Consider the following 24028-nt stretch of genomic DNA (forward strand, 5'->3'; position numbering starts at 1 on the left):
GGGTATCGCAAGGCCCAGCGGCAATCCCCTTGCCTCAGACGACGCGGAAATTGCCGAACAGCCAGGGCTCGCTGGTATCGACGGCTTCCGGAAAGAGCACGCCGCGATCGAGCAACGGCGTCCAGTCGGAATAGACGCCGACGACCTCGCCCAGGTAAGGCTTGGTGATCTCAAGGATGCGGTCATGGTCGATCGCGTCCGGTTCGATGACGCCGCGATCCGGGTTTTCCATGGCCCAGATCACGCCGGCCAGTACCGCCGCCGTCACCTGCAGGCTGGTCGCGTTGTTATAGGGCGCCAGGCTGCGGGCTTCCTCGATGGTGAGGCGCGACCCGTACCAATAGGCGCCATTCGCATGGCCCATCAGCAGCACGCCCAATTCGTCGGTGCCGGAGATGATCTCGTCCATCATCAGCCGGGTGCGGCTCTGCATGTTCCAGTTCTTGCCCGCCAGCTCATGCACGGACAGCACCGCGTCATCGGCCGGGTGATAGGCGTAGTGCACAGTCGGGCGATAGGCGACCTCATCACCGTTCTTCACGGTGTAGTAGTCGGCAATCGAAATCGACTCGTTATGGGTGATCAGGAAACCGTGGAAGGGGCCTTCCAGCGGTGTCCAGGTCCGCACGCGGGTCGAGGCACCGGGGCGTTCCAGATAGATCGCGGCGCCCGAGCCGAAGTCGTGGCGGCGTGCGTCCGCCGGCCAGACCGTCTCATGCGTGCCCCAGCCGAGTTCCGCCGGCTGGCAGCCTTCGCCCACGAAACCGTCCACCGACCAGGTATTGACGAATTCGTCGCGCTCTTTCGGGATATTGGCGACCTGCGTGTCGCGCTCGGCGATATGGATGACCTTGACCGACAGCGTCTGGGCCAGGGCGCCCCATTCGGCGCGCGTCGTCGGCACGGTCGTGACCACGCCCGTGTCATTGGCGAGATTGAGCAGCGCTTGCTTCACGAAATGCGACACGAGGCCGGGATTGGCGCCATGGGTGATGAGCGCGGTCGGGCCGCTATTGCCGCCCTCACGCAGAGCCAGAGCGGACTCGCGCAGCCCGTAGTTGGAGCGCTGCGAGGCCGAGAGCGAGGTATCGGTATAGCCGCCGAGCCAGGGCTCGACGCAGGTATCGAGATAGAGCGCGCCGACATCGCGGCAGAAGGCGATGAGCGCCACGGAAGACACATCGACCGAAAGGTTAAGCAGGAAATCGCCCTGCCCCAGCATCGGGCTCAGCACATCGCGGAAATTCTCGCGCGTCAGCGGCTGCACAATATAGGTCACGCCCATTTCGGCCGCGACCCGGCTGCCGCGCTCGTCGGAATTGACGATCGTGATCTGGGACGGCTCCATGCCGATATGGCGCAGAATCAGAGGCAGAACGCCCTGGCCGATGCTGCCGCAACCCACCATGACCAGGCGGCCCGAAAAGGAAACATGCTTCACGGATGAGAACTCCCGAGTGAGAAGACGGTGAGAGAAGAACCGCCGCCCCCGGAATGGAGGGCGGCAGCTTGGTCAGGCCGCCAGATCAAGCAGGTCGTCACCCGGATGGCCCGGGGTCTGCAGCATGGGCTGGTCACGCACGGCCACCGTCTCGGCACAGCCGAAACCATTGAACTCCGTCGCCAGGCAGGCGCCATAGGCACCGAGCTGGCCGATTTCGATCCAATCCCCTTCGCGGATATCCGCCGGCAGGAAGAAGGGGCCCTTCATGAAGTCGGCGCTGTCGCAGGTCGGGCCGAAAAAGGCGAAAGCCTCCAGATCCGCCGCCGACCGCGCGCCGCCGTCACGGATCAGGCGCGCCGGAAAGCGGAAGCCGGGCGCGCCGGCATCCGACAGGCTGCCATAGACGCCATCGTTGATATACAGCGTCTCGCCGCGGCGATGCTGCACCTGCACGACGACGGAACTGCCCGCGGCAACCAGCGCGCGGCCGGGCTCGGCCCACAGGCGCGCGTTCGGCAGATCCAGATCGTCAAAGGCACCTTCGATCTCGGCGAAATAGGCCCCGAGCGGCGGCGGCTCCAGGTCCGGATAGCTCACCGGGAAACCACCACCGACATCGACAACGTCGATCGCGACACCGGCGGCACGGATCGCCTCACCGGCCAGCGCCAGCGCGCGGCGATAGGCGAGCGGGTCCATGCATTGCGAACCGACATGGAAGGAGACGCCAAGACGCACGGCCAGCGGGCGGGTAGCGCGCAGCAAAGCCACGGCCTCCTCGAGCGGGGCGCCGAACTTGCCCGAGAGGTCATACATCGCATTGCCCTTCGGCAGGCCCAGCCGCACAACCAGCCCCAGATCATCGGCATGGCCGGTCTCGGTCATGATCTTGGCCAGCTCGTCGGCGCTATCGAGCACGAAGTCGCGCACGTCATGCACGCGGTAGGCGTCGCGGATGGCCGAACGGGCCTTCACCGGATGCATGAAGTGAATGACGGCTTCGGGAAACAGGCCGCGCACCAGGGCCACTTCGGCGGCGGAGGCGCAGTCGAAATGCCGCACGCCGCCTTCCCACAGGGAGACCAGCACATCGGCGTCCGGGTTGCATTTCACGGCATAGAGAACGTCGCCACGGAATTCCGAGACGAAACGGGCAGCCGTCGCGCGCAGCACGCCGGGACGCAGGCAATGGATCGCTTCCTCGGGCCGGCCAGCCTGGATGATCTCATCCACGGACGGCGGGAATACGGGAGACGCGGCGGCGCGGCGCAAAGCAGTCACGGCATTCCGGGGACGAATATGGCTCATCGGGCAACCCTCCTAACACCCGCGGTTGGCCGCGAATGTGACGTCTTGAACAAGGATGGAACGCAAAGATGCCGTCACCGGCAGCGAAGGCTGCGGGCAGACGGAGAACGCTGTGGATCAGGCCGGTCTAGCCGGCACAATCCTCAGACAGGTTTGCGATGAGAGAGCATCGCAGCGTGCGTAACAGAAAACATATCGTTTCCCTTCAGGACGCCGGTCAGTGTTGGGACCGGCTGGACCAAAAAGGACGCGTTACGTCGTTGCTGTGCCCCTTTAGGGCTCGCGGCACGTGCGATTGCGTCAAGCCTTGCGCCGTTCGTCAGCGCGGAGGCTGATATAAAGATAAACGCAGGGGGTGGGGATGCCGATCTTTCCCCTCGGTTATGCTTGTAGAGCGTGACTAGTACAGGCTTTCTAAGCGCTGCACTCCGTGGCATTCGGGCCAAGGGGTAAGGTTACGAATCCATGATTTCACCAGAGCGTGCCAAAGTCATGCCGCCGGCTTCCGTCCGGGCGGTCAGCGTCATGGCGCCGGAGCTTGAATCGGCTGCCGCGCTGATCGCGTCGGTGGCCATGCTGATACCCGAGCAGCTGGCCGATCGCGGCGGCGCGCCCAATATAGCGGCGCTCGCCCTCAATATGTTCGCGGTGCCGACCTTCCTCGTCCGCCAGAACTGCGAAATCGTCGCCTCCAGCAATATCGGCCCGGCTTTGCTCGAAACCTCGCGGGCCTTCTACCAGCATCAGGGCCGGCTGACCGTGCGCCGCGCCAGCGATACCCATGCGCTGCTGGAAGCCGTCGGCCGCGTGATGACGACGGGCACCGGGGAATTGCTGCGCTTTCTGACCCGGCAGGACGAAGCCAGCGCCCTTATGCGGTTGCACGGGATACCCGGCCAGCCACTGGTTATCGTTGCCATTGCCGAACTGCGCGCCCCCATGCTGCTGGCGCACGGCTGGTCCACGGCCGCCTTCGGCTTCTCTGCACCTCATGCGGCACTGGCGGAAAGCCTGGCTTTAGGCCACAGCCTGGCCGAATTCGCGGAAACCCACAGCCTGCCCATTGGCACCGTGCGCACGCGCCTCAAGAAGCTGCTGATCCAGACAGGCACGAGCTCGCAAGCCTCGCTGGCGGCCATGTTGCAGCGCGCCTCCGTCATCATGAGCGGGGCGGAAAGGCTGGCAAACCCGCCGAAAGGACGCCGCGCGGCAGGCGGCTAAAAGGCCGCCCGGCCGCGTTTGACCTCATCACGCATCACGCTATGGTGCCGCCGAGATCGGTCATGGACGAGCGATACAGCGTCTGAGTGGCAAGCCGGCTCATGGATGCAGATCGACCCGATCTGGAAGGAGCTTGATAAATGCTCATTGCCGGTGACGTTGGCGGAACCAAAACCCGCCTCGCCCTGATTGATGCCGCACGCGGCCCGCGTGATTTCGTCGCGGAAGAAGAATTTCCCAGCCAGGACTATCCGGGGCTGGAACCGATCATCGAAAAATTCCTGGCCAACAAGGGCGTCGAGGTTACCTCCGCCGCTTTCGATGTCGCCGGTCCCGTCATCGACGGCCACGCCCATCTCACCAATCTGCCCTGGAACCTGGACGAAAAGGTTCTGGCGCGGGAGATGAAGCTTGAGCGCGTCAGCCTGCTGAACGATCTCAAGGCCATCGCCCATGCCGTGCCGCATCTGCTGCCGGAGGAGACGACGGTCATCAATCCCGGACGCGCGGTGCAGAATGCCGCCATCGGCATCATGGCGCCCGGCACCGGTCTTGGCGAAGCCTTCCTGATTTGGACCGGCGACAAATATATCGCCTGCGAATCCGAAGGCGGCCACACCGATTTCGCGCCCATCAACCAGATCCAGGACGGGCTCTGGTCCTATATCACCGACCGCTTCCGCCATGCGGGGTATGAGCGCGTCTGCGCCGGCTCCGGCGTGCCGAACGTCTATGACTTCGTGCGCTCGCGCGATCCGGCGGCCGAATCGCCCGCTTTCGCCGCCAAGCTGCATGAGGCCCATGACCGCACGCCGCTGATCATGAACGCAGCGCTGCATGACGCCGACAATAATCCGCTGGCGGCGGAAACCATGCGCATCGTCATCGATATCTGGGGCGCCGAGGCCGGCAACCTGGCATTGAAAGTGATGGCGACGGGGGGCATCTATCTGGCAGGTGGTATGCCGCCGCGCCTGGTGCCGCAGCTTCAGGACGGCGCTTTCATGCAAACTTTCGCCGCCAAAGGCCGGTTTGCGAATATGCTGCGCAATGTCCCGGTTCATATCATCATGATCAACGCTGCCCTACTCGGCGTTGCCATCTACGGACTGGAACAAGCGGCAGCGAAATAATCCGCGCTCTCTGCTATAATCCGCCTCTCAGCGTTGCGACGTGCCGGCCGATATCCAGACGACACGCCACACAGGCAAGCGATAAAGGAACCGCATCATGGCTTCGACCGCCCCCAAGGAACTCAACGAGCTCGGCCAGAGCCTGTGGCTGGACAATATCACCCGCGACCTTCTCGATAGCGGCACGCTCAAAAGCTATATCGAGACCAAGTCGGTTACGGGCCTGACGTCCAACCCGACCATCTTCGACAACGCGATCTCCAAAAGCAGCTGGTACGACGCGGAAATCCACAAGCAGCTGGATGCCGGCCACAAGGGTGAAGACCTGTTCTTCAACATGGCGATCCAGGATCTGTCCCGCGCCGCCGACCTCTTCCTGCCGATCTATGAGCGCACGGGCACGGTGGACGGTTTCGTCTCCCTCGAAGTCTCCCCGCTTTTCGCCTATGACACCGCCGCGACCGTGAAGCAGGCCCAGGCGCTGCACGCCCAGGCCAACAAGCCGAACCTCTTCATCAAGATCCCCGGCACGCCGGAAGGCCTGCCCGCGATCGAAGACGCCATCTATGCCGGCGTGCCGATCAACGTGACGCTGCTCTTCTCGGCCGATCATTACCTTGCCTGCGCCGAAGCCTATCTGCGCGGTCTTGAGCGCCGCGTCGCCGAAGGCAAGTCCCCGGACGTCCGTTCCGTCGCCTCGCTGTTCATCAGCCGCTGGGACGGCGCGGTGGGCGACAAGGTTCCGGCCGAAATCAAGAACACCCTCGGCCTCGCCGTCGGTCAGCAGACCTACAAGGCCTATCGCGACCTGCTGGCCAGCGACCGCTGGCAGCGCCTGGAGAACCTCGGCGCCCATCCGCAGCGCCTGCTCTTCGCGTCCACCGGCACCAAGGACAAGAATGCGTCCGACACGCTCTACATCTCCGGTCTGGCCGCGCCGAACACCGTCAACACCATGCCGGAAGGCACGCTGCTGGCCTTCGCCGATCACGGCAAGCTTGCGGGCGCCCTGACGGCGGATGGCGGCAATTTCGCCGAAGTCCTGAAGGCGCATCTGGATGCCGGCGTCGATCTGACGGCGCTGTCTGAAGAACTCCAGGCCGCCGGCGCCAAGGGCTTCGTGAAATCCTGGCACGAGCTGATGGCTGCGATCGACGAGAAGTCCAAGGTTCTGAGCTGAACTTTTCCAATTGCCGGGGTGGCTCCGCCGCCTCGGCATCCGGCTTGAAACGCCCCAGGCTGTAACCCAGCCCGGGGCGTTTTTCGTTAGGCCCCGGACCGCTCAGGCAGGTCCAGCAACTGCCGCGCAGTCGCCTCGTCCGTCACCAGCACCGTGACATAGCCCCCGGTCAGCAGCGCGTGGATAGGTGCCGCCTTGTCATGGCCCGCCGCGACGCAAATGCGCTCGGGGATCTGCGCGATATCAGGGATGGTCATGCCGATCAGCCGGTCGTCCAGCTCGCCGCTCACGACACAGCCCGCGGTATCGATGAAACGCCCGGCCAGAACAGCCACTGCGCCGCGGTCTCGATAAGGCTGCCCTTCCTCCGGCGAGAGAAAGCCGGTGTCGAAAGCCGTGCTCGACGCTTCCACGCTGCCGACACCGAAGATGATTCGGTTACAGCTGCTCATGATGCGGAACTGCTCCACCAGGGTCGGCTCCCGCATCAGCATCTGTTTCACCTCGGGGCTGGAAACGATGCCCGGCGCATGCAGATAGATGCAGCGCCCGCCAATGCGATTGGCGATATTCGACGCGCAGGCCTCCGCCGAAAAGCGATAGGTGCCGATGGCGCTGCCGGTGATCTGCACGACGGAGACGCCGGGCAGCAGTTTCGGCGGAATGGCCTGCGACACCGCCAGAACCGTGCGCCCCCAGGACACGCCGAGCACGTCATCCGGCCGAAGTCGCTCAGACAGCAGCTTGGCCGCCGCATGGCCCACTCTTTCGTGATCCGGCAGGCGCCCGTCATCACCCGGCACGACAAGGCATTCCGCGATGCCGAACCGCGCCATGATCGCCCGCGCCAAAGTCACGCCGCGCAAATGCGCGGTCGCGACCGAAATGGAAACGGTGCCGTTCTCCCGCGCTTCCTGTAACATGGTGACAACGGAACCGCGCGAAATGCCCAGCGTGCGGGCGATTTCCTCCTGCGTCAGCCCTTCCTCGTAATAAAGCCAGGCTGCCCAGACGATGGCATCGCCGGCGAATTCCGCAGGGGGCGTCAGCGCGTCGCGCCGCATGCGGCCGGGCGCGACCTGCTTCGCCTCGGCCGGTTTGGTTTCTGTCATTCCGACGCCCTCATCCCTTGGCTGTAACTTTGTCAGACTTGATTGACATCTGTCCAGAGCCACCTCTACAGTCGGGACAGGTTACAAGACTGCCTCAGAGCAGCCGCCTCAGAACGTCCATACACAGCAGTCCAGAACACGGCACCGAGAACGATGAAAAGCCTTTGGTCGGATGATGATGCCCGCGCTTGCGTGGCCTATTACGCGCAGCGCGGCGTGGGCGAAGATCTCGCTTTGCGCACCTATAGCTCGCGCCTTTTGGGCAGCGTGCCCTGGCTCGTCATGCATGGCGGCGGCAATACCTCGGTCAAGACGCGCCTGCCCGATCTGTTCGGCGATCTGGTCGATGTTCTCTGCATCAAGGGCAGCGGACGCGATCTGGCGGTGATCGAGCCGGACGGCCATCCCGCCGTCCGCCGCGCACCGCTCGACCGGCTGCGGACGCTGGATCGCATGTCGGACGAGGACATGGTCAATGCCCAGCGGCAGAACCTGCTGGATACCAGCGCGCCGAACCCCTCTGTGGAAACGCTGCTGCATGCCTATCTGCCGCAGAAATTCATCGACCATACGCATTCGGTGGTGTCGACGGCCATCGCCTGCCTGCCGGACGCGGAAGCCGTATGCCAGCGCATCTTCGGCGGCCGCGTCGCCTTCGTGCCCTATATCATGCCGGGCTTTCAGCTCGCGAAGACCGCCGGCGACGTCTTCGACCGCAATCCCGGTGTGCAGGGCCTTCTTCTGGCGAAGCACGGCATCTTCACGATGGGGGAAACCGCTCGCGCCACCTATGAGTTGATGATCGAAATGGTCACGCTGATGGAGCGTTATGTCGCGGAAAACGGACGCGACAATCCGGCCCTGCATGCGGTTGCCCTACCCGCCGATCCGGCACCGGCCTCCGCCATTTTCCCGGTTCTGCGCGGCATTCTGGCGAAATATGCCCCCGATGGGACGCCGGCGCGCTGGTTGCTCAATCATCGCAGCAGCGACCGCATCCTGCGCTTCGTGAACGGTACCGGTTTGGACAGCTACGGCAAGCGTGGCGTAGCGACCCCGGAACAGGTCATCCGCATCAAATCCGGCCCCGCCATTCTGCCGGCCGTCAGCACCGCTACGCTGGCCGACTGGGGCGCTGAAGCCGAGACCGCGATTTCGGATTTCGTGCTCGACTATCAGGCGTATTTTGCGCGCCACAATGCGCGCGTCGGCGGCATCAAGAAGCCGCTGGACCCGCTGCCGCGCGTGCTGGCCATTCCCGGCTTCGGCGTCGTCGGTATCGGCAAGACGGCCGCCGAGGCCAGCGTTTCGGCGGATGTCGCGGAAGCCTGGATCGACGCCGTGCTGGACGCCGAGACCGTCGGCACTTTCGAATCCATCACCGAAGCCGACCATTTCGACATGGAATACTGGTCGCTGGAGCAGGCCAAGCTGGGCCGCGGCGCGGAAAAGCCGCTCGCCCGGCAGATTGTGGCCGTCACCGGTGGTGGGGGCGCCATCGGCCAGGCCGTCGCCCGCGCCTTCGCGGCTGAAGGCGCTGAGGTCGCCGTGCTGGACCGTGACCCGGCGGCGGCCGCAGCCACCGCCAAGCTCATCGGCGGCCGGGCTTTGGCTGTGACCTGCGACGTGACCGATACGGCCGATGTCGCCCGCGCGGTGGACAGCGTGACAGCCCATTTCGGCGGTCTCGATATCCTCGTCTCCAATGCCGGTTCGGCCTCCACCGGCATGATGGCCGATATGCCGGACGCGGTTCTGCGGCAGAGTTTTGAGCTCAACTTCTTCGGCCATCAGAACATGGCGCGTGCCGCCGTTTCCGTGATGCGCGCTCAGGGTTTGGGCGGCGCGCTGCTGTTCAATGTCTCGAAACAGGCGGTCAATCCCGGCGCCAATTTCGGCGCCTATGGCACGGCCAAGGCAGCCCTGCTCGCCCTTGTCCGGCAATATGCGCTGGAACACGGCGCAGAGGGCATTCGCGCCAATGGCGTCAATGCGGACCGTATCCGCTCGGGCCTGCTCAACCCGGAGATGATCGAGGCGCGGGCCGCCGCGCGTGGCGTGACACCGGAAGACTATATGGCGGGCAATATTCTGGGCCAGGAAGTCACGGCCCAGGACGTGGCGCAGGCCTTCGTCGCCTCGGCGCGGCTTGCCAAGACAACCGGCAACATCATCACCGTCGACGGCGGCAATGTCGCGGCAATGCTGCGATGATCTAGCTTTCAGCCGCGCGATGCCAGCATCGCGCGGCCCAAGACGTGCCGACCGATGGATCAAAGAATTCACGGGGAGAGAACAGGAAATATGTCCGACACCACCAAGCCGACCTATGACGTCAGCGTCGTAGGACTGTATTGCATCGATATTCTGGGCCGCCCGGTACGGCGCATCCCGGACGGCGGCACGGCGGATTTCATCGAGGAAATCCGCCTGACTGTCGCCGGCACTGCCGGCGGCACCATCATCGATTGCGCCAAGCTCGGCCTAAAGGCCCTCGCGGTCGGCGCCGTGGGGGAGGATGAAAAGGGCTTCTTCGTCCGCGCGACGCTGGAAGGCTTCGGCATCGATACCAGCGCCATGCAGCGCTACAAGGGCGTGCATACGGCGGCCTCCATCCTGGCCGTGCGGCCGAATGGCGAGCGGCCCTGCCTGCATGTGCGCGGCTCATCCGACGCCCTGCTGATCACGGAAGCGGAATACCCCCGCGTGCTCGACGCGCGCTTCGTCCATATGGGCGGCAACGGCCTTCTGGGCAAAATGGACGGCGAGCCGACCCGCGCGCTGCTGGCCGCCGCCAAGGCGGCCGGCCGCACCACGACCTTCGACCTCATTTTCGCGGAAGCGCCGCTGATGGCGAAGATCAAGCCGGCGATGGCCTATGTCGATTATTTCGTGCCGAGCATCGAGGAAGCCTCGGCGCTGTGCGGGCATGAGACACCGGAAGATTGCGCGAAATATTTCCATGACCTCGGCGTCGGCACCTGCGTGCTGACGATGGGTGGCGACGGCGCCTTCATCTCGACCGGCGATACCACCTTCCGGCTGCCCGCCCATGACATCAAGGTCGTCGACACCACCGGCTGCGGCGATGCCTTCACCGGCGGGCTGATCACGGCGCTGCACCATGACTGGGATATCGAAAAGGCAGCGCGCTTCGCCGGTGCCTGTGGCGCCCTCGTCGCGGGCGGCCTGGGTTCGGACGCCGGCATCGTCGATTTCGATCAGACGGTCGTCGCCATGAACAGCCTGCCCATCAAACGATGACGCGGCCCAGCCTTCTGGTCTCCGATGTCGACGGCACCATCGTCCGGCATGACCGCACGCTTGCCCCCAGCACCATCCTGGCCGCCGCACGGCTGCGTCAGGCCGGCATCCGGCTGGCGCTGATCAGCAGCCGGCCGCCGGGCGGCCTTGCGGTGCTGCGTACGCCGCTCGGCCTCGATACGCCCTGCGCCGGCTTCAACGGCGCGCTGGTGCAGGACGCCGCAGGCCGCACCGTCGCCGAACATACCATCCCCGAAGACGCCTGCCGCGAAGCGGTGGCGCGGCTGGAGCGCGACGGGCTGGATGTCTGGGTCTTCGCCGGTGGCGAATGGCTGCTGAAGAACGAAAACGCCGCCTATATCGCCCGCGAACAGCTTTCCATCAGCATGGGCTGGCGCGTGGTTTCCGATTTCGCGCCCTATCTGGGCGCCGTTCACAAGGTCATGGGATCGAGCAACGATTTTGCCCGCTGTGCGGTCGCGGCCACCGGCCTGTCGGCAGCACTCGGCGAGGCCGCCGCCGTGCTGCGCAGCCAGGATTATTATGTCGATGTGACCAATGCGCGGGCCAATAAGGGCGAAGCGGCACGCCTTATCGCGAAACTCCTGGGCGTCGATCCGGCGGAGATGGCCGCCATCGGCGATATGCCCAATGACCTGCCGATGTTCGCGGCCAGTGGCCTTGCTATCGCCATGGGCAATGCCTCGGACGGCGTAAAGGCCAGCGCCCATATCACCGTCGCCGATAATGACAGCGACGGCTGGGCCGAAGCCGCCGACCGCATCATCCACCTGGGATAATGCGGTCGGGCGTCATCAAACCGTGATGGCGCCGTCCGACAGCGTGGACACCTTGGATTTCAGCGTCGCGATCAGCTGGCTCGCATCCCCCTTGGTGACCAGAGAGGCGAAATCAGAGCGCTGCACGGCAACACGGCTGATCGTGCCGTCCAGCAGCACATCGACCACTTTCCATCCCGCGCTTTCATTGCGCAGCACGTAATCGATGCGCAGCGGATCGCGTGACGGTTTCGTGATGGTTGTGGAAACGATCTGCTGCGCGCCGACGGCGCGGGTCGTCGGCGATACCGCGATGACCCGGCCCTTATAGGCATGGAAATTCGAGACGTAGTTCGCGATCGTGAAGGCCCGAAATACGGTCAGCAAAGACTGCTGCTGCGCGGGCGGCACGGAGGACCAATAGGCGCCGACCGAAACGCGGAGAATACCCTCAAGATCGAAGGCTTGGTCAACCGCCGGTGCCAGCGTCTGGTAACGCTGCTGGAAGGGCGTGTGGCGGCCTTCCTTCATGATTTGCAGCAAGGGTACATAAAACTGCGTGATCGTGGCCGTCGGCCCTGCGGCGGACTGGGCGCGCACACCGCCAGCCGCCATCGCCAAAGGCACCGTCATCGCCAGCAGCTTACGTCTTGACACCGTCATGCGAAGCTCTCCTTGGGCATTGCTAAAAATTGCATCATCTTTAGATCGCGCGGACGGTCGTTTTACAACCATCCTCTCCCAGAACGAACAGGGCCAGTATTTTGGACGTGGCGACAACGGGACTGATGGAAACAGAACTCACTCTGCACATTGTGGCAAGCACCCTGCTGGCCGCCGCGCTCGTCGTCGGGCGATTGCGGCCGGCCTGGCCGGTCTGGTTCAAGCTGCTGTGGCGCTATCTTGTCTTTGCCGTGCTGACGATCGTCGTCCAGCGCCTCATGGTATCGCCGCTTCATCCCCACTATAGCCCGATCTATTCCGGCCGCAGCTTCTGGGATCACGTGATCGAAGCCGGCTGGTGGGTTCTGGTCGCCGGTGTTGCCATCAGCGTCGTCCGCATCGTCGTCGTGCTGGAACACCGGCCGCGCGAAACGCAGATGGTGTCAGACCTGATTGCCGGCGCAATCGGTGTCGCGACACTGCTCGCCATCGTGAATTTCGTATTCGGCGTGCCGATCGCGGGGCTGGTCGCCACATCCGGCGTCATCGCCATCGTGCTCGGCCTCGCCTCCCAGAACACGCTGGCCGATGTCTTTTCCGGCATCGCGGTCGGATTGGAGCGGCCCTATAAGCCCGGCGACCTTCTATGGATCGAGGGCGGGATCGAAGGTCATGTGACGCAGGTCAATTGGCGGTCCACGCAGATCGCGACCGGCCACGGTAATATCGCCATCGTGCCCAATAGCGTCATCGCCAAGGCGCGCCTGGTCAATCGCAGTCTGCCCGTCATGACCCGGGGCGATACGCTGGAGATCAAGCTCGACCCGGGCATTCCGCCCGAACAGGCGCTGACGACCCTGGAAGCGGCAATCCAGTCTGCCGTTCTGCCTCTGTCCATCCCGGCGCCGTCTGTCATCTGCACGGGCCTGCATCCCCATGGCGTGAGCTATTCCATCAGTTATTCGGTCTCGTCGAGCGCGCTGCTGGGCGCCGCCCGCAGCGAGATTTGGACCCAGATCCATAGGCACCTGCGTCATGCCCATATCGCTTTCGCAGCGGCCGAGGGCACGGAAAGGCCGGTGTCTGCCGGCACGCCGAGTCCGGCCGAGCTTCTGGAACAATCCGATCTCTTCGGCATCCTGCCGGAAAAAGACCGCAGCGAGCTGGCCGAACATTTCAAGGAACAGGTGCTTCAACCCGGCGACCGCCTGATGGAGGAAGGCGGCAAGCCGCAATATCTTTTCCTGATCGCGAGCGGCGTCGTGGAAGTGACCCGCAACACGGCCACAGGTCCGCATCTGCTGCGCCGCATGAGCCCCGGCGAGAGCCTGGGTGCGATCGGCCTCATCACGGATACGCCCCATGGCGCGACCGCCACGGCCATCACGCCCGTGCGTGTATTCCGGATGAACAAGACCGCTATCGCGGCCGCCATCGCGACCTCGCCGGAACTGGCGGCCGGGCTGGAAGACCTGGCCCATCGCAGCCAGGCCGTGATCGCCCGCGACATGGCGGCCGAGGAGCCGCAAGACCGGCAGCCGCCGGATGAGCTGCGCATCAAGCTGCGAAAGTTTCTGCGCCTGCTGTCGGGCTGATCGCGACCCATGGCCTATGGCGATCATTGCGCTTACCGTCCGCATATCTGACCTGAACCGAGGCAATTCATGATTGATCTTCTGTGGCGCGGCCTTCTGATCGGCATCGGGGCCACGATCCTGATGGATATCTGGGCTTTTATCCTTGCGGCCTTCCCTGGCCAGTCACGCCCCAATTGGAGGCCGGTCGGCCGCTGGGTCGGGCATCTGGGAAACGGCCGCGTCTTTCATGACGATATCGCCGCCGCCGCGCCCTTCGCGCTCGAAAATTCCATGGGCTGGGTTTTTCACTATGTGGTCGGCGCGCTCTACGGCGCCATTCTTGTGGCGCTCACCGGTCCCGGCTGGCTCGTGCATCCGACCTTCTGGCCGGCCTGGATCTGGGGCATCGTCACCATCGCCGGCGGCTGGTTCCTGCTGGTGCCGGGTCTTGGCCTCGGCTGGGCGGCATCGCGCACGCCCAACCCCAATCGCGTCCGCATCATGGGGCTGATCGCGCACACGGTTTTTGGCTTTGGCCTTTATGCGACAGCGCTGCTAATACGCTGACGGGCAATATCGCAAACAGATTGCGGTCCTGCCCTTGGCCTCGAGAGAACGGGAGCAAGACCGTTGATTTTGCAATTTCCACGGCAGGCAACGCGAGCGCTGCTGATCATCATGATACCCGCATCGCTGGCGGCCTGCACCGATGAGCATGTCACGACCTATCGGCATGACCACAAGGCTTTTCTCAAAGAGCTGATTTACTGCGAAAACCACTATAACGCGGCGAGGGATTCGGATGCCTGTCGCGCGGCCTTCAAGGTCAATGGCGAGCTTTTCCCCGGATGATATCAGACTTCGACGTGACGCTCGGCAGTTTGTCAGATCTGCTATCGGCCCATTACGGCTACGGCTATCACCACGGCTGGACGGACTGGCTGGGCCACACCATCGCTTCCGGCATCATCCATGCGCTGATCTACAGCTTTATCTTCCGGCTGATGCACCATCTGACGCTTGGCCAGGCAGGACTGCTTGTTCTGGCCGTGCTGGTCGTGATGTTTCTGCTGGCCCACGCAGGTGACCGCCGCCGCTGGTAACCACCCTGACAACATCAGCCACGCTCAGGCGCAGAGATCATTTACTTGATTGATCAAAACATCAAGTGAGAACGGCTTTCCCAGAATGCGCGTGCCGTCGCCGAAAGTTTCGCCGATGACGGCGCTGTCCGCGTAGCCGGTCACGAACAGCACTTTCAGGTCGGGCAGGAAGGTCCGGGCGGCTTCAGCCACCTGGCGTCCGTTCATATCGCCGGGAAGCCCGACGTCGGTGATCATCAGCCGGACTTCCGGATGTGCGCGCAAAGTTTCGATGGCGTGATCACTGTCCCAGGATTCCAGACAGACATAGCCAAAATCTGACAGCACTTCGACGACCAGCATGCGGATCGCCTCCTCGTCATCGACCACCAGGATCGTCGATCCCCGGCGGCTTTCGTAGGACGCCTCAAATTCCGGCTCCGGCAGCGTCTCATCGGGCGCCTCGCCGCTGTGGCGCGGCAGATACAGCGTGACGGTCGCGCCCTGGCCCGGCTCGGAGGCGATGCGGGCCCGGCCGCCGGACTGCTCCGCGAAACCATGGATCATCGACAGGCCTAGCCCCGTACCCTGCCCGATTGGCTTGGTCGTGAAAAAGGGATCGAAGGCGCGCGCGATCACCTCGGGCGCCATGCCCGTCCCGGTGTCGGTCACGCTGACCGCAATATAGTCGCCGTCCGCCAGACGCAGATCCCGCGCCGCTCGATCCGCGATCCTTTGATTGATGGTACGGATGACAATCGATCCGCCGGACGGCATTGCGTCGCGGGCATTGAGGCAAAGGTTGAGGATGGCGCTTTCCAGCTGATTGGAATCGCAGCGCACGGCCCAGAGATTGGGCGTCAGATCGGTGGAAAGCGTCACCCGGCTGCCCACGGTCTGCTGAACAAGCTCACCCATATTAAGAATGAGGTCATTGATCGCCGTCACCTTGGCATCAAGCGTCTGGCGCCGCGCGAAGGCCAGAAGCCGGTGGGTCAACCCCGCCGCCCGCCCTGCCGCCCCTTGGGCCGCCGCGATATAGCGCGACAGCCCGTCATAGCGGCCGGCGGCGATTCGCGATTCGATCAGGGTCAGGCTGCCGATGATGCCGGTCAGGACATTATTGAAATCATGCGCCAGGCCGCCTGTGAGCTGGCCGACCGCCTCCATTTTTTGAGCCTGGAAGAGCTGCTGGCGCGATGCCTCCAACTGCAATTGCGCCTCGCGCCGCTCGGTCAGATCGCGGGTGATCTTGGCGAAGCCGACAAGAACCCCGCTATCCTGAATCGGGTCCAGCAGGACGTTGGCCCAGAAGCGGCTGCCGTCACGGCGCACACGCCAGCCCTCTGTCGCATAGCGGCCGTCCGTCCGTGCCGCGAGCAGCGCCAGGGCTGGCAGGCCGAGTTGTCTGTCTTCGTCGGTATAGAAATCCGAAAAATGGCAGCCGACGATATCGGCCGATCGATAGAGGGTGATGCGTTCGGCCCCGGCATTCCAATTCGTGACATAGCCGGCGGGGTCCAGCATGCAGATGGCGTAGTCCGTCACGCTCTCGATCAGCAGGCGAAAGCGGCGCTCACTTTCCAGAGCCGCGACCTGGGCCGCGTGCTGCTCTGTCATGTCGCGGGTGATCTTGGCGAAGCCGACGACCTCGCCGTCCTTGTAGATCGCTGCGAGTACCACCACGGCCCAGAAGCGGCTACCATCACGACGCAGCCGCCAGCCTTCCGCCGCCAGACGCCCGCTTTCGGTGGCAGTCTTCAGAGCGCGCGCCGGAATGCCCGCAATCCGATCTTCATCGGTATAGAAAAGGGAAAAATGCGCGCCAAGGATTTCGGCCTCGCTATAGCCTTTGATCCGCTCCGCCCCGGTATTCCAGCTGATGACCTCGCCGGTGGGGCTCAGCATATAGATTGCGTAGTCGACGACCTCCTGGATCAGAAGTTCGTGCAGATTGGGAATTTCGACAGGAGATTCACGCGCCATGCGCGGCGACCGTCAGATCGGCGAGACCGGGTGGGGGGGCCGCGGTCTGGCGGGACCAATCTCCGCTCACTCGACTATCCACCGTTAAAACCATACCCGTCAGCGTTCATCACATAGGTCCATAGAGCGCAGCTAACGCACGAGAATTCAAGGGTCTACCTAATATCTCCGCTGCCCTCTTGGCTTACGGGCCTGCGCACGTGACGGGTGTCTGAGTGAAATGAGTTATCCGGCCGATGCAGCACAGCCATCACTTGCTTTGGTGATGTCTGGCTTTGGGCGATAGCGCGCCCGCCCGTCGCCCAAACCCATCAATGCGTTCGGACTAGTTTTAAGGTGTCGATTCTATTCGGATGGTGGGGAGGGATTCACCGAAAGGCCGTTCGCAAACCGTATGACGCAAACCAGGATTTGCAGCCAAACCTAACCATAAGAGGTAGAATTTATTTAATCCATATGAGCAGGCCATCATCGCGACGCGATTGCGACTCGCTTTCGACCGGCCGGCAGCGTGTATTATTATACCTCTAAACGGGTACCACTGAAACGATTTCGGAACAGTTTTTTCGTATCAGACAAAGGAGCAATTCACACACCTCAACCGGCCAAAATTCCCACGCGCACCATCCTTCCGTTGCCTTGTTATAAATCGCAATAAAATACCAACTCTTAAAAAATGTTGTTTATTTATCTATAGATTTTTGTTTTTAATTTCATGAAAATCGAATATGCCGGCCGAGTTTTCGAGCAAAATCGGCTTTGATTCTCGATGCGCACAAACAAGAACTAAGTCCTTAGACCTAGACTTCTTTATCTAGACTGCTCATTTCAATAAAACTGGCCCCTCTGGCCCATAACGTAATTGTGTACGTCTCAGTCTTTTGCTCTGTCTTTTGTATAAATTCCAAGCGTTTCCGAGCTTTTCAAGACAATTTTGAGGGGTCTAAAAATTTATGGGCACGAATATGTGCCCCAAATGGGGCTGCATCCATCGAAACCGTTCGTGCGAAATGCTGTGCATACGAAGTGGCGATTATCCCCACGACACATCATTCACCGAATTACGCACGCCGATTTGAGAAACATCATGACCTTTATAAATGACCTTAGCGCTTCTGAAGTAACCCGGACCTTTCATGGTTCGTCAGCAGAATTGGCGACGCATGCAGCGCCGCATCATCCTTGCGTTGCCGTGATCGACGGGCAGCGTCTGTCCCGCGAATGCCTGGTTCAAGTTCTTGGCGCTTCCGCCAAAGACAAATGGGACGTCCAGTCTTTCGCGACGGTTACCGAAGCGATCGAAGCGAATGACGATCAGCCGCTTGTTGCTATGATCTACATCCATCAGGATCTCGATGCCGAAATTGCAGCCGCGCTCGAAGCGGTCAGCGGCCATGATGTCCGCCTGCTGGTCGTTACCGATCAATCGAAAGCGAAACTATCCGCCGTGGCGCGGCAGGCCATTCAGTCGGGTGTCCGCGGATTGCTGTCGACCGCTGATTCCGGTTTCAAGATTCTCTATTCCGCGATCGACTTCATCCTGAACGGCGGCACGTTCATCCCGCCCGAGCTTCTGCTGGAGACCCATGCCGTCGAAAAGCAGAAGAGCGGCCTGGATGTGCTGACGGAACGGCAGGCGCAGGTCTTCGCCAAGCTGAAGGAAGGCAAGCCCAATAAAATTATCGCCTTCGAACTCGGCATGAGCGAAAGCACCACCAAGGTCCATGTGCGCAACATCATGAGCAAGTTCGGCGTCACCAACCGCACGCAGGCGGCCTTCGTCGGCAGCGCCTGGGCCTAACCGCGACCGGCCAGGGCAGCGGGCCCCATCAGGCACAGCATCTGATGGGCCGCAGCGGCCTTGTGCGAGCGCCTATGGATGACTGACTGACTGGCTGATTGCTGACGCACAGGATCACACCTGACATGCGTGTCATGGGGCAAAGCAGGCGCTGAGAGCGCCGCGGCATCCTGACATTGAATGAGGAGAATGGTGGAGGGGGTTGGATTTGAACCAACGTAGGCGTGCGCCAACGGATTTACAGTCCGTCCCCTTTAGCCACTCGGGCACCCCTCCAGCGTGGGACGTGCAAATCCCTCATTTGCTCGTTCTTGTCAACGAAGGCTATGGGTGCGGCGGCCGATAATCTGACATGCGGCCGCGATAGCCCATCACCCCGTCCATGCAAGGAAGCTCCTCATGAAACCGCCCCGTTCAGACCGTTCTCGCGGCCAGCCGGCCGGCGGCAAAGCATATTCCAAGCCCCATCAAGGCTCTTCTTCAAGTGCAGGGCGTGGTGGCGACAGCCGCCCGGGCAAGCCGCAGGGCGGTTCAAGCTATGCATCCGGCGCAAGCAATCCGCGCAATCGTGACGTGTCTCGCGAGGACGCGCCGCGTTCGCCGGCGCCGCGTCAGGCCGGACCGCGCTCGGCGGCCCCCGGCGGCCCCAAGCCAGGCCTGCGTAATGTTCATGGACCGCGCCCGGCGACGCCAAGGCCTGCCGCACCCCGCCCCGAACGTGGCGCCAAGCCCGGCATCCGCGCCGAACGGCCGGAACGCGCAGAGCGCCCGGAACGCATGGAGCGCGCAGAACGGCCGCAGCGTGACGAACGCCCGGATCGCCGCGCGCCGCAGACCGACCGGCCGCGCTCCTATGACAGTGACCGCCCGCAGCGCACCGAAAGGCCCGAGCGCACGCCGCTGGCCGCCCCTGCCCGCGTGCAGGACCGGGCGCGTGAGGGGCTCGACCGTGACCGGGAGCGCGAGCAGAGCTTCGCGCCGCGCACGGCGCGTCCGAATGCGGCCGACACGCCGCGCGGCACCGTCTGGATCTACGGCACCCATGCCGTGCAGGCGGCGCTCGCTAATCCGGCCCGCCGCCTGCGCCGGCTGCTGGCGACGGAGGACGGTGCCGCCAATCTCAGCACCCGCCTGCCGCAACCCTGGGCCATCCAGCCAGAAACCGTCGATCGCGCCCGTCTGGATCAGATGCTGGGCCGCGACTCGGTGCATCAGGGCCTTGCCGTTCTGGCCGACCTGCTGCCGCAGCTGACGATCGGGGAAGTGCTGGAACGTCCCGGCCCGGTTCTGGTGCTGGATCAGGTCACCGACCCGCGCAATGTCGGCGCCATCCTGCGCTCGGCCGCCGCTTTCGGCGTTGCCGGGGTTATTTTGCAGGAGCGTCATGCGCCGGAAGAAACCGGCTCTCTGGCCAAGGCGGCCTCAGGGGCGCTGGAAACGGTACCGCTGCTGCGCGCCGTCAATCTGGCCCGCACGCTCGTCATGCTGAAGGCCGCCGATTGCTGGGTGGTGGGGCTGGACGCGGAAGCGACCCAGGCTTTGCACGGACCCTCCTTTGCCGGTCGCCGTGTGGCTCTGGTGCTGGGCGGCGAAGGCGAAGGCCTGCGCCGGCTGACGCGCGAATCCTGCGACGAACTCGCCAAGCTGCCGATGCCGGGTGAGATGGAGAGCCTGAACGTCTCGGCCGCCGCCGCCGTTTCGCTCTACGAAATCGGCCGCAAGGGCTGAGGCAAGCCGCGCCTCAGAAAAATTGTCACCCGCGGCTTCATGCCGCGGGTCTACCTCTTGCGGCGCCCAAACGCCGTCTCGCCAGGATAGCGGGTAGGCCCCCGGACCAAGTCCGGGGGTGACATCTTATGGTTCGGCAAGCCGCTGTGTCACAGCGCCGTATAGCCGCCGTCGACGAAGATATCCTGCCCGGTGACCATGTCCGACGCCTGGGAGCACAGGAACAGGATCACGTCGCAGACCTCCACCGTCTGCGCGACGCGCCCGGCCGGGATTTTGGCGACCATGGGGCCAAGCTTCGCCGGGTCACCCCAGACCTGCTGGCCCATCGGCGTCATCGTCACCGTCGGGCAGACGGTATTGCACTGGATATTGTAGGCCGCCCACTCCGCCGTCATGACCTTGGTAAGGCCATTCAGGCCGTTCTTCGACGCCGCATAGGCGCCGTGTTCGGTCAGGGCGACCGCGCTGGTCTGGCTGCTGACATTGACAATTTTGCCCGCTTTTTGCGCCATCATCGCCGGAACCAAAGTCCGGGCGATGAGCCATGGCGCCCGCAGATTGACCGCCTGAATCAAGTCCCACTCTTCGATCGTCTGGTCGACCAGCAGCTTGGGGAAGCTGACGCCCGCATTATTGACCAGGATGTCGATCTTGCCCCAGGCCGCCAGCGCTTCCCGCGCCGCGCGTTCCGGCGCGTCAGCCTGGCCCAGATCGGCGCTGATCGTCAGACAGCGCCGGCCATTGCCCTCGACGACCGATTTGACCTCGGCGAGACCCGCCGCATCGCGGGCGACAGCGACAATATCCGCCCCCGCCTCGCTCATCACCCGGCAAAGCTCGGTACCGATGCCCTTGGAGGCACCGGTCACCAAAGCCTTTTTGCCCGTCAGCGAAAACCTCTCGGCTAGGCTCATGGGTTTGTCCTCAGAAGACGATCTGCGTCTTCACGACCTCAGGCGAGCCCTGGGCCGCGAATTCGAAGGCCGCGACCGATTCCGCGAAGGGGAAGGTGCGCGAGATCAGCGGCTTGAGGTCGATCTTGCCGGAGCCGAGCAGATCGATCGTGCGCGGATAGACATTGGCATAGCGGAAGATCGTCTCGATGCGCGCTTCCTTGATCTGCGCACCGACGACATCGAGCGCGACTTCGGCCGGCGGCATGCCGACGAGGACAACGCAACCGCCCGGGCAGACGAGATCAAAAATGCCCTTGAAGGCATGCGGACTGCCGGAGGCCTCGAACACCACATCCGCACCCCAGCCGTCGGTCAGTTCGCGCACACGGTCCGCCGCCTTCACCTCTGACACATTCACCGGCACGATGCCGGCATAGCCGCCAGCAATGGCGAGCTTTTCCTTCTGCACATCGGTCATGATGACGCGGGAAACGCCGGCCGCGAGTGCCGCCAGCGCCACCATCATGCCGATCGTGCCGGCACCCAGCACCACGGCCGTCTGGCCGGGCAGGATATGGGCCTTGTTGACGGCTTGCATGCCGACGGCTAGCGGCTCGACGAAGGCGCCTTCCTGGTAGCTGACACCATCGGGCAGCTTGAACGTAAGATTGGCGGGATGGACGATTTCCGGCACCAGACAGCCATGCACCGGCGGCGTCGCCCAGAAGCGCACGGCAGGGTCGAGATTATAGAGGCCGAGCTGCGAGGCGCGCGACGTCCAGTCCGGAATGCCCGGTTCCATCGCCACGCGATCACCGACCTTGAGATTGGTGACACCTTCGCCCACCGCCACGATCTGGCCGGCACCTTCATGGCCCAGGATCATCGGCTCTTTGACCCAGAAGGGGCCGATATGGCCGTGAAGGTAGAAGTGCAGGTCGCTGCCGCAGATGCCGACCGCCTTCATGGCGATCTTGACCTCTCCGGGGCCTGTTTCCGTCGGTACATCGATCTCGCGCAACTGAAGGCGGCGGATCTCTTCCATGACCAAGGCTTGCATCGTCGTTTCTCCCAAAGAGGCCTTGCGGTCCAGGCAGCCTTTGCCGGCCGCTTCATTCCCTCTCGACTATGACTCTCAGCACGGTTTCGCGCAAAAAAGAACCCGGCTGAGACGCAAGTCTCAACCGGGTGCGATATTAATCTCAAACGGGCGGCTTATGCCGCCCTGCGCGTGGCAATCAGCCCGCCGTTTTGTCCGGCGTGATCGCCACGAAGATCGGCTGGCCCTGACGCAGAATGCGAAGGGCGACTGCGCCACCGCCGCTCTGCAGTGCCGCGTGAATGGCACTCGCCGCCTGATTGGGAGAACCGATGGCCGCGCTGTTCACGCCCAGCACGACGTCGCCCTGCTGAATTCCCGCCTGGTCGGCCGGAGAATTCGGACGCACCTGGGCCACGACCGCGCCATCCGTACCGTCCGGCACGCCCAGCTGGCCGCGCAGATCCGGCGTCAGTGGCGCCAGCGCCAGACCGACCCCACCTTGGCTGGATGCCGGCGAACCGGACTTATTGGCCGCGACCTTGCTTTTCAGCTGCGCGATCTCGACAGAAACGTCCTGCGTCTTGCCGTTGCGGACGATGCTCAAGTTTGCGTTCTGGCCGGGATTAATGCCCGCGATATTGATGGCGAGATCCCGTGGCGTATGGATGACGGTGCCGTTGACCTTCTGGATCACGTCGCCGGGCTGAAGACCCGCCTTCGCCGCCGGGCTGCTCGGTTCGATCTGCGCGATCAGCGCGCCGTTCAGCGCGCCCTGGCTGTCACCGGGCAGGTGCAGCGCCTGCGCCATGCCGGCATCGATCGACTGGGCTTCGACGCCCAGGAAACCACGCGTGACATGGCCGTCCTTTATGATCTGCGCGACGATCGCCTTGATCGTATCGGCCGGAATGGCGAAGCCGATGCCGATGCTGCCACCCGAGGGCGACAGGATGGCGGTGTTCATGCCGATGACCTCACCCGCCTGATCGAACAGCGGACCACCGGAATTGCCCTTGTTGATGGGGGCGTCGATCTGCAGGAAGCTGTCATAGGGGCCGTCGCCGATGTCACGGCCTTCGGCCGAGACGATACCGGCCGTCACCGTACCGCCCAGGCCGAAGGGATTGCCCATGGCGATAACCCACTGGCCGGTCTGCACCTTCGCCGAACTGCCAAGGTCCAGATAGGGCAGCGGATGCTTCGCATCGACCTTCAGCACGGCGATATCGGTGCTGGGGTCACGGCCGATCAGCTTCGCCGGCAGGCGCGTGCCGTCCGAGAGGGTGACGGTGATGGTCTTGGCACCCTGGACCACGTGATTATTGGTCACGATGGTGCCGTTGCCGTTGATGATAAAGCCGGACCCGGCCGCTTCCACCGCCTGCGGATGCGGCTGCGCGCCGCCCATGCCCGGCGCGCCCGGCATCATGTTGAAGGGGAAAGGCAGCGGGAAAGGAAGACCGTTCTGCGCCTGCGGCCCCTGATCGCCACCCGATCCGTTATCGCCCTGGTCTCCGCCCTGATCCCCGCCGCCCTGGTTGCCGCCGATGCTGTCATCCGCCATGGCGTTCGGATTGAGGTCGGACAAAATCGTCACCACCGCCGGCTTTACGCGGGACGCGAGCTCGGTGAAATCAGGCAGCACCTGGGCGGATGCGCCCGGCGGCAGGTGGCTGACATCGACGGCGCCCGACGGCGCGGCATCCGCGAAGCTGGGCGAGGATAGGGCATATCCACCCAGCGCGCTGCCCGTGAGCAGGGCGACAGCCAAAGCAGACCTTAGGGGGAGGCGTCGGGTCATGATGCGTA

20 protein-coding genes and 1 tRNA gene are annotated in these 24028 nt (G+C 63.5%); 12 read left to right on the forward strand and 9 right to left on the reverse strand.

Annotation, left to right across the window (positions count from 1 at the left end):
- Positions 1-34: 34 nt before the first annotated feature.
- The gene (locus ASILVAE211_RS08035) at positions 35-1441 is read right to left on the reverse strand and encodes a homospermidine synthase (RefSeq protein ID WP_227320795.1); all 1407 of its coding nucleotides are present in this window, start codon (positions 1439-1441) and stop codon (positions 35-37) included.
- Between the two features lie 72 nt (positions 1442-1513).
- Positions 1514-2752, reverse strand: a complete 1239-nt coding sequence (locus tag ASILVAE211_RS08040; protein ID WP_227320796.1) for a type III PLP-dependent enzyme — start codon at positions 2750-2752, stop codon at positions 1514-1516.
- A gap of 465 nt (positions 2753-3217) precedes the next feature.
- Between ASILVAE211_RS08040 and ASILVAE211_RS08045 the strand changes: the two genes are divergently transcribed.
- The 3 genes from ASILVAE211_RS08045 to tal all read left to right on the forward strand — a co-directional run bounded on the left by ASILVAE211_RS08045 (position 3218) and on the right by tal (position 6286).
- Positions 3218-3973 carry a helix-turn-helix transcriptional regulator gene (locus ASILVAE211_RS08045; protein ID WP_227320797.1) on the forward strand — a complete coding sequence of 252 codons (756 nt, stop codon included), beginning with the start codon at positions 3218-3220 and terminating at the stop codon, positions 3971-3973.
- A gap of 140 nt (positions 3974-4113) precedes the next feature.
- A complete protein-coding gene (gene glk, locus ASILVAE211_RS08050; RefSeq protein WP_227320798.1) occupies positions 4114-5106 on the forward strand; it encodes a glucokinase in 993 nt (330 codons plus the stop codon).
- Positions 5107-5203: 97 nt separating this feature from the next.
- Positions 5204-6286 (forward strand): transaldolase, encoded by a 1083-nt coding sequence (gene tal / locus ASILVAE211_RS08055; protein WP_227320799.1) that lies wholly within the window; start codon positions 5204-5206, stop codon positions 6284-6286.
- 86 nt (positions 6287-6372) lie between these two features.
- Here the strand turns inward: tal and ASILVAE211_RS08060 are convergent, their stop codons facing one another.
- The gene (locus ASILVAE211_RS08060; RefSeq protein ID WP_227320800.1) at positions 6373-7398 is read right to left on the reverse strand and encodes a sugar-binding transcriptional regulator; all 1026 of its coding nucleotides are present in this window, start codon (positions 7396-7398) and stop codon (positions 6373-6375) included.
- Between the two features lie 153 nt (positions 7399-7551).
- Between ASILVAE211_RS08060 and ASILVAE211_RS08065 the strand changes: the two genes are divergently transcribed.
- The 3 genes from ASILVAE211_RS08065 to ASILVAE211_RS08075 all read left to right on the forward strand — a co-directional run bounded on the left by ASILVAE211_RS08065 (position 7552) and on the right by ASILVAE211_RS08075 (position 11462).
- The gene (locus tag ASILVAE211_RS08065) at positions 7552-9612 is read left to right on the forward strand and encodes a bifunctional aldolase/short-chain dehydrogenase (protein ID WP_227320801.1); all 2061 of its coding nucleotides are present in this window, start codon (positions 7552-7554) and stop codon (positions 9610-9612) included.
- 90 nt (positions 9613-9702) lie between these two features.
- Positions 9703-10662 (forward strand): carbohydrate kinase family protein, encoded by a 960-nt coding sequence (locus ASILVAE211_RS08070; RefSeq protein WP_227320802.1) that lies wholly within the window; start codon positions 9703-9705, stop codon positions 10660-10662.
- Positions 10659-11462, forward strand: coding sequence for a Cof-type HAD-IIB family hydrolase (locus ASILVAE211_RS08075; RefSeq protein ID WP_227320803.1), 804 nt, complete (start codon positions 10659-10661; stop codon positions 11460-11462). The genes ASILVAE211_RS08070 and ASILVAE211_RS08075 overlap by 4 nt, the downstream gene beginning before the upstream one ends.
- A 15-nt stretch (positions 11463-11477) precedes the next feature.
- Here the strand turns inward: ASILVAE211_RS08075 and ASILVAE211_RS08080 are convergent, their stop codons facing one another.
- Positions 11478-12104: an ABC transporter substrate-binding protein gene (locus ASILVAE211_RS08080; RefSeq protein ID WP_227320804.1), complete on the reverse strand. Its 627-nt coding sequence runs from the start codon at positions 12102-12104 to the stop codon at positions 11478-11480.
- Positions 12105-12211: 107 nt separating this feature from the next.
- Here ASILVAE211_RS08080 and ASILVAE211_RS08085 point away from each other — a divergent pair, with 107 nt between their 5' ends.
- From ASILVAE211_RS08085 to ASILVAE211_RS08100, 4 genes are all read left to right on the forward strand, one after another.
- Positions 12212-13699, forward strand: a complete 1488-nt coding sequence (locus ASILVAE211_RS08085; RefSeq protein WP_227320805.1) for a mechanosensitive ion channel family protein — start codon at positions 12212-12214, stop codon at positions 13697-13699.
- Between the two features lie 69 nt (positions 13700-13768).
- The gene (locus ASILVAE211_RS08090; protein WP_227320806.1) at positions 13769-14248 is read left to right on the forward strand and encodes a DUF2938 domain-containing protein; all 480 of its coding nucleotides are present in this window, start codon (positions 13769-13771) and stop codon (positions 14246-14248) included.
- Positions 14249-14311: 63 nt separating this feature from the next.
- A complete protein-coding gene (locus ASILVAE211_RS08095; protein ID WP_227320807.1) occupies positions 14312-14533 on the forward strand; it encodes a hypothetical protein in 222 nt (73 codons plus the stop codon).
- Positions 14534-14547: 14 nt separating this feature from the next.
- Complete coding sequence (locus ASILVAE211_RS08100) at positions 14548-14784, forward strand: hypothetical protein (protein WP_227320808.1); 237 nt, start codon at positions 14548-14550, stop codon at positions 14782-14784.
- A gap of 24 nt (positions 14785-14808) precedes the next feature.
- Here the strand turns inward: ASILVAE211_RS08100 and ASILVAE211_RS08105 are convergent, their stop codons facing one another.
- Entirely contained in the window at positions 14809-16749 is a 1941-nt protein-coding gene (locus ASILVAE211_RS08105) for a hybrid sensor histidine kinase/response regulator (RefSeq protein WP_227320809.1), read from the reverse strand.
- A gap of 1153 nt (positions 16750-17902) precedes the next feature.
- On the opposite strand from ASILVAE211_RS08105, the gene ASILVAE211_RS08110 reads away from it, so the two are divergent.
- A complete protein-coding gene (locus tag ASILVAE211_RS08110) occupies positions 17903-18550 on the forward strand; it encodes a response regulator transcription factor (RefSeq protein ID WP_227320810.1) in 648 nt (215 codons plus the stop codon).
- Positions 18551-18740: 190 nt separating this feature from the next.
- On the opposite strand, the gene ASILVAE211_RS08115 is transcribed toward ASILVAE211_RS08110, so the two are convergent.
- Positions 18741-18826 (reverse strand) — tRNA-Tyr (locus tag ASILVAE211_RS08115).
- Between the two features lie 501 nt (positions 18827-19327).
- Here ASILVAE211_RS08115 and rlmB point away from each other — a divergent pair.
- Positions 19328-20278 (forward strand): 23S rRNA (guanosine(2251)-2'-O)-methyltransferase RlmB, encoded by a 951-nt coding sequence (gene rlmB, locus ASILVAE211_RS08120; RefSeq protein ID WP_406566043.1) that lies wholly within the window; start codon positions 19328-19330, stop codon positions 20276-20278.
- Between the two features lie 149 nt (positions 20279-20427).
- On the opposite strand, the gene ASILVAE211_RS08125 is transcribed toward rlmB, so the two are convergent.
- The 3 genes from ASILVAE211_RS08125 to ASILVAE211_RS08135 all read right to left on the reverse strand — a co-directional run bounded on the left by ASILVAE211_RS08125 (position 20428) and on the right by ASILVAE211_RS08135 (position 24020).
- The gene (locus ASILVAE211_RS08125) at positions 20428-21195 is read right to left on the reverse strand and encodes an SDR family NAD(P)-dependent oxidoreductase (RefSeq protein WP_227320811.1); all 768 of its coding nucleotides are present in this window, start codon (positions 21193-21195) and stop codon (positions 20428-20430) included.
- A 10-nt stretch (positions 21196-21205) separates the two neighbouring features.
- Positions 21206-22237, reverse strand: a complete 1032-nt coding sequence (locus tag ASILVAE211_RS08130; RefSeq protein WP_227320812.1) for an NAD(P)-dependent alcohol dehydrogenase — start codon at positions 22235-22237, stop codon at positions 21206-21208.
- A gap of 178 nt (positions 22238-22415) precedes the next feature.
- Complete coding sequence (locus ASILVAE211_RS08135; RefSeq protein ID WP_227320813.1) at positions 22416-24020, reverse strand: Do family serine endopeptidase; 1605 nt, start codon at positions 24018-24020, stop codon at positions 22416-22418.
- Positions 24021-24028 lie beyond the last annotated feature (8 nt).

Source organism: Acidisoma silvae, assembly GCF_020618775.1.
Classification (GTDB): domain Bacteria; phylum Pseudomonadota; class Alphaproteobacteria; order Acetobacterales; family Acetobacteraceae; genus Acidisoma; species Acidisoma silvae.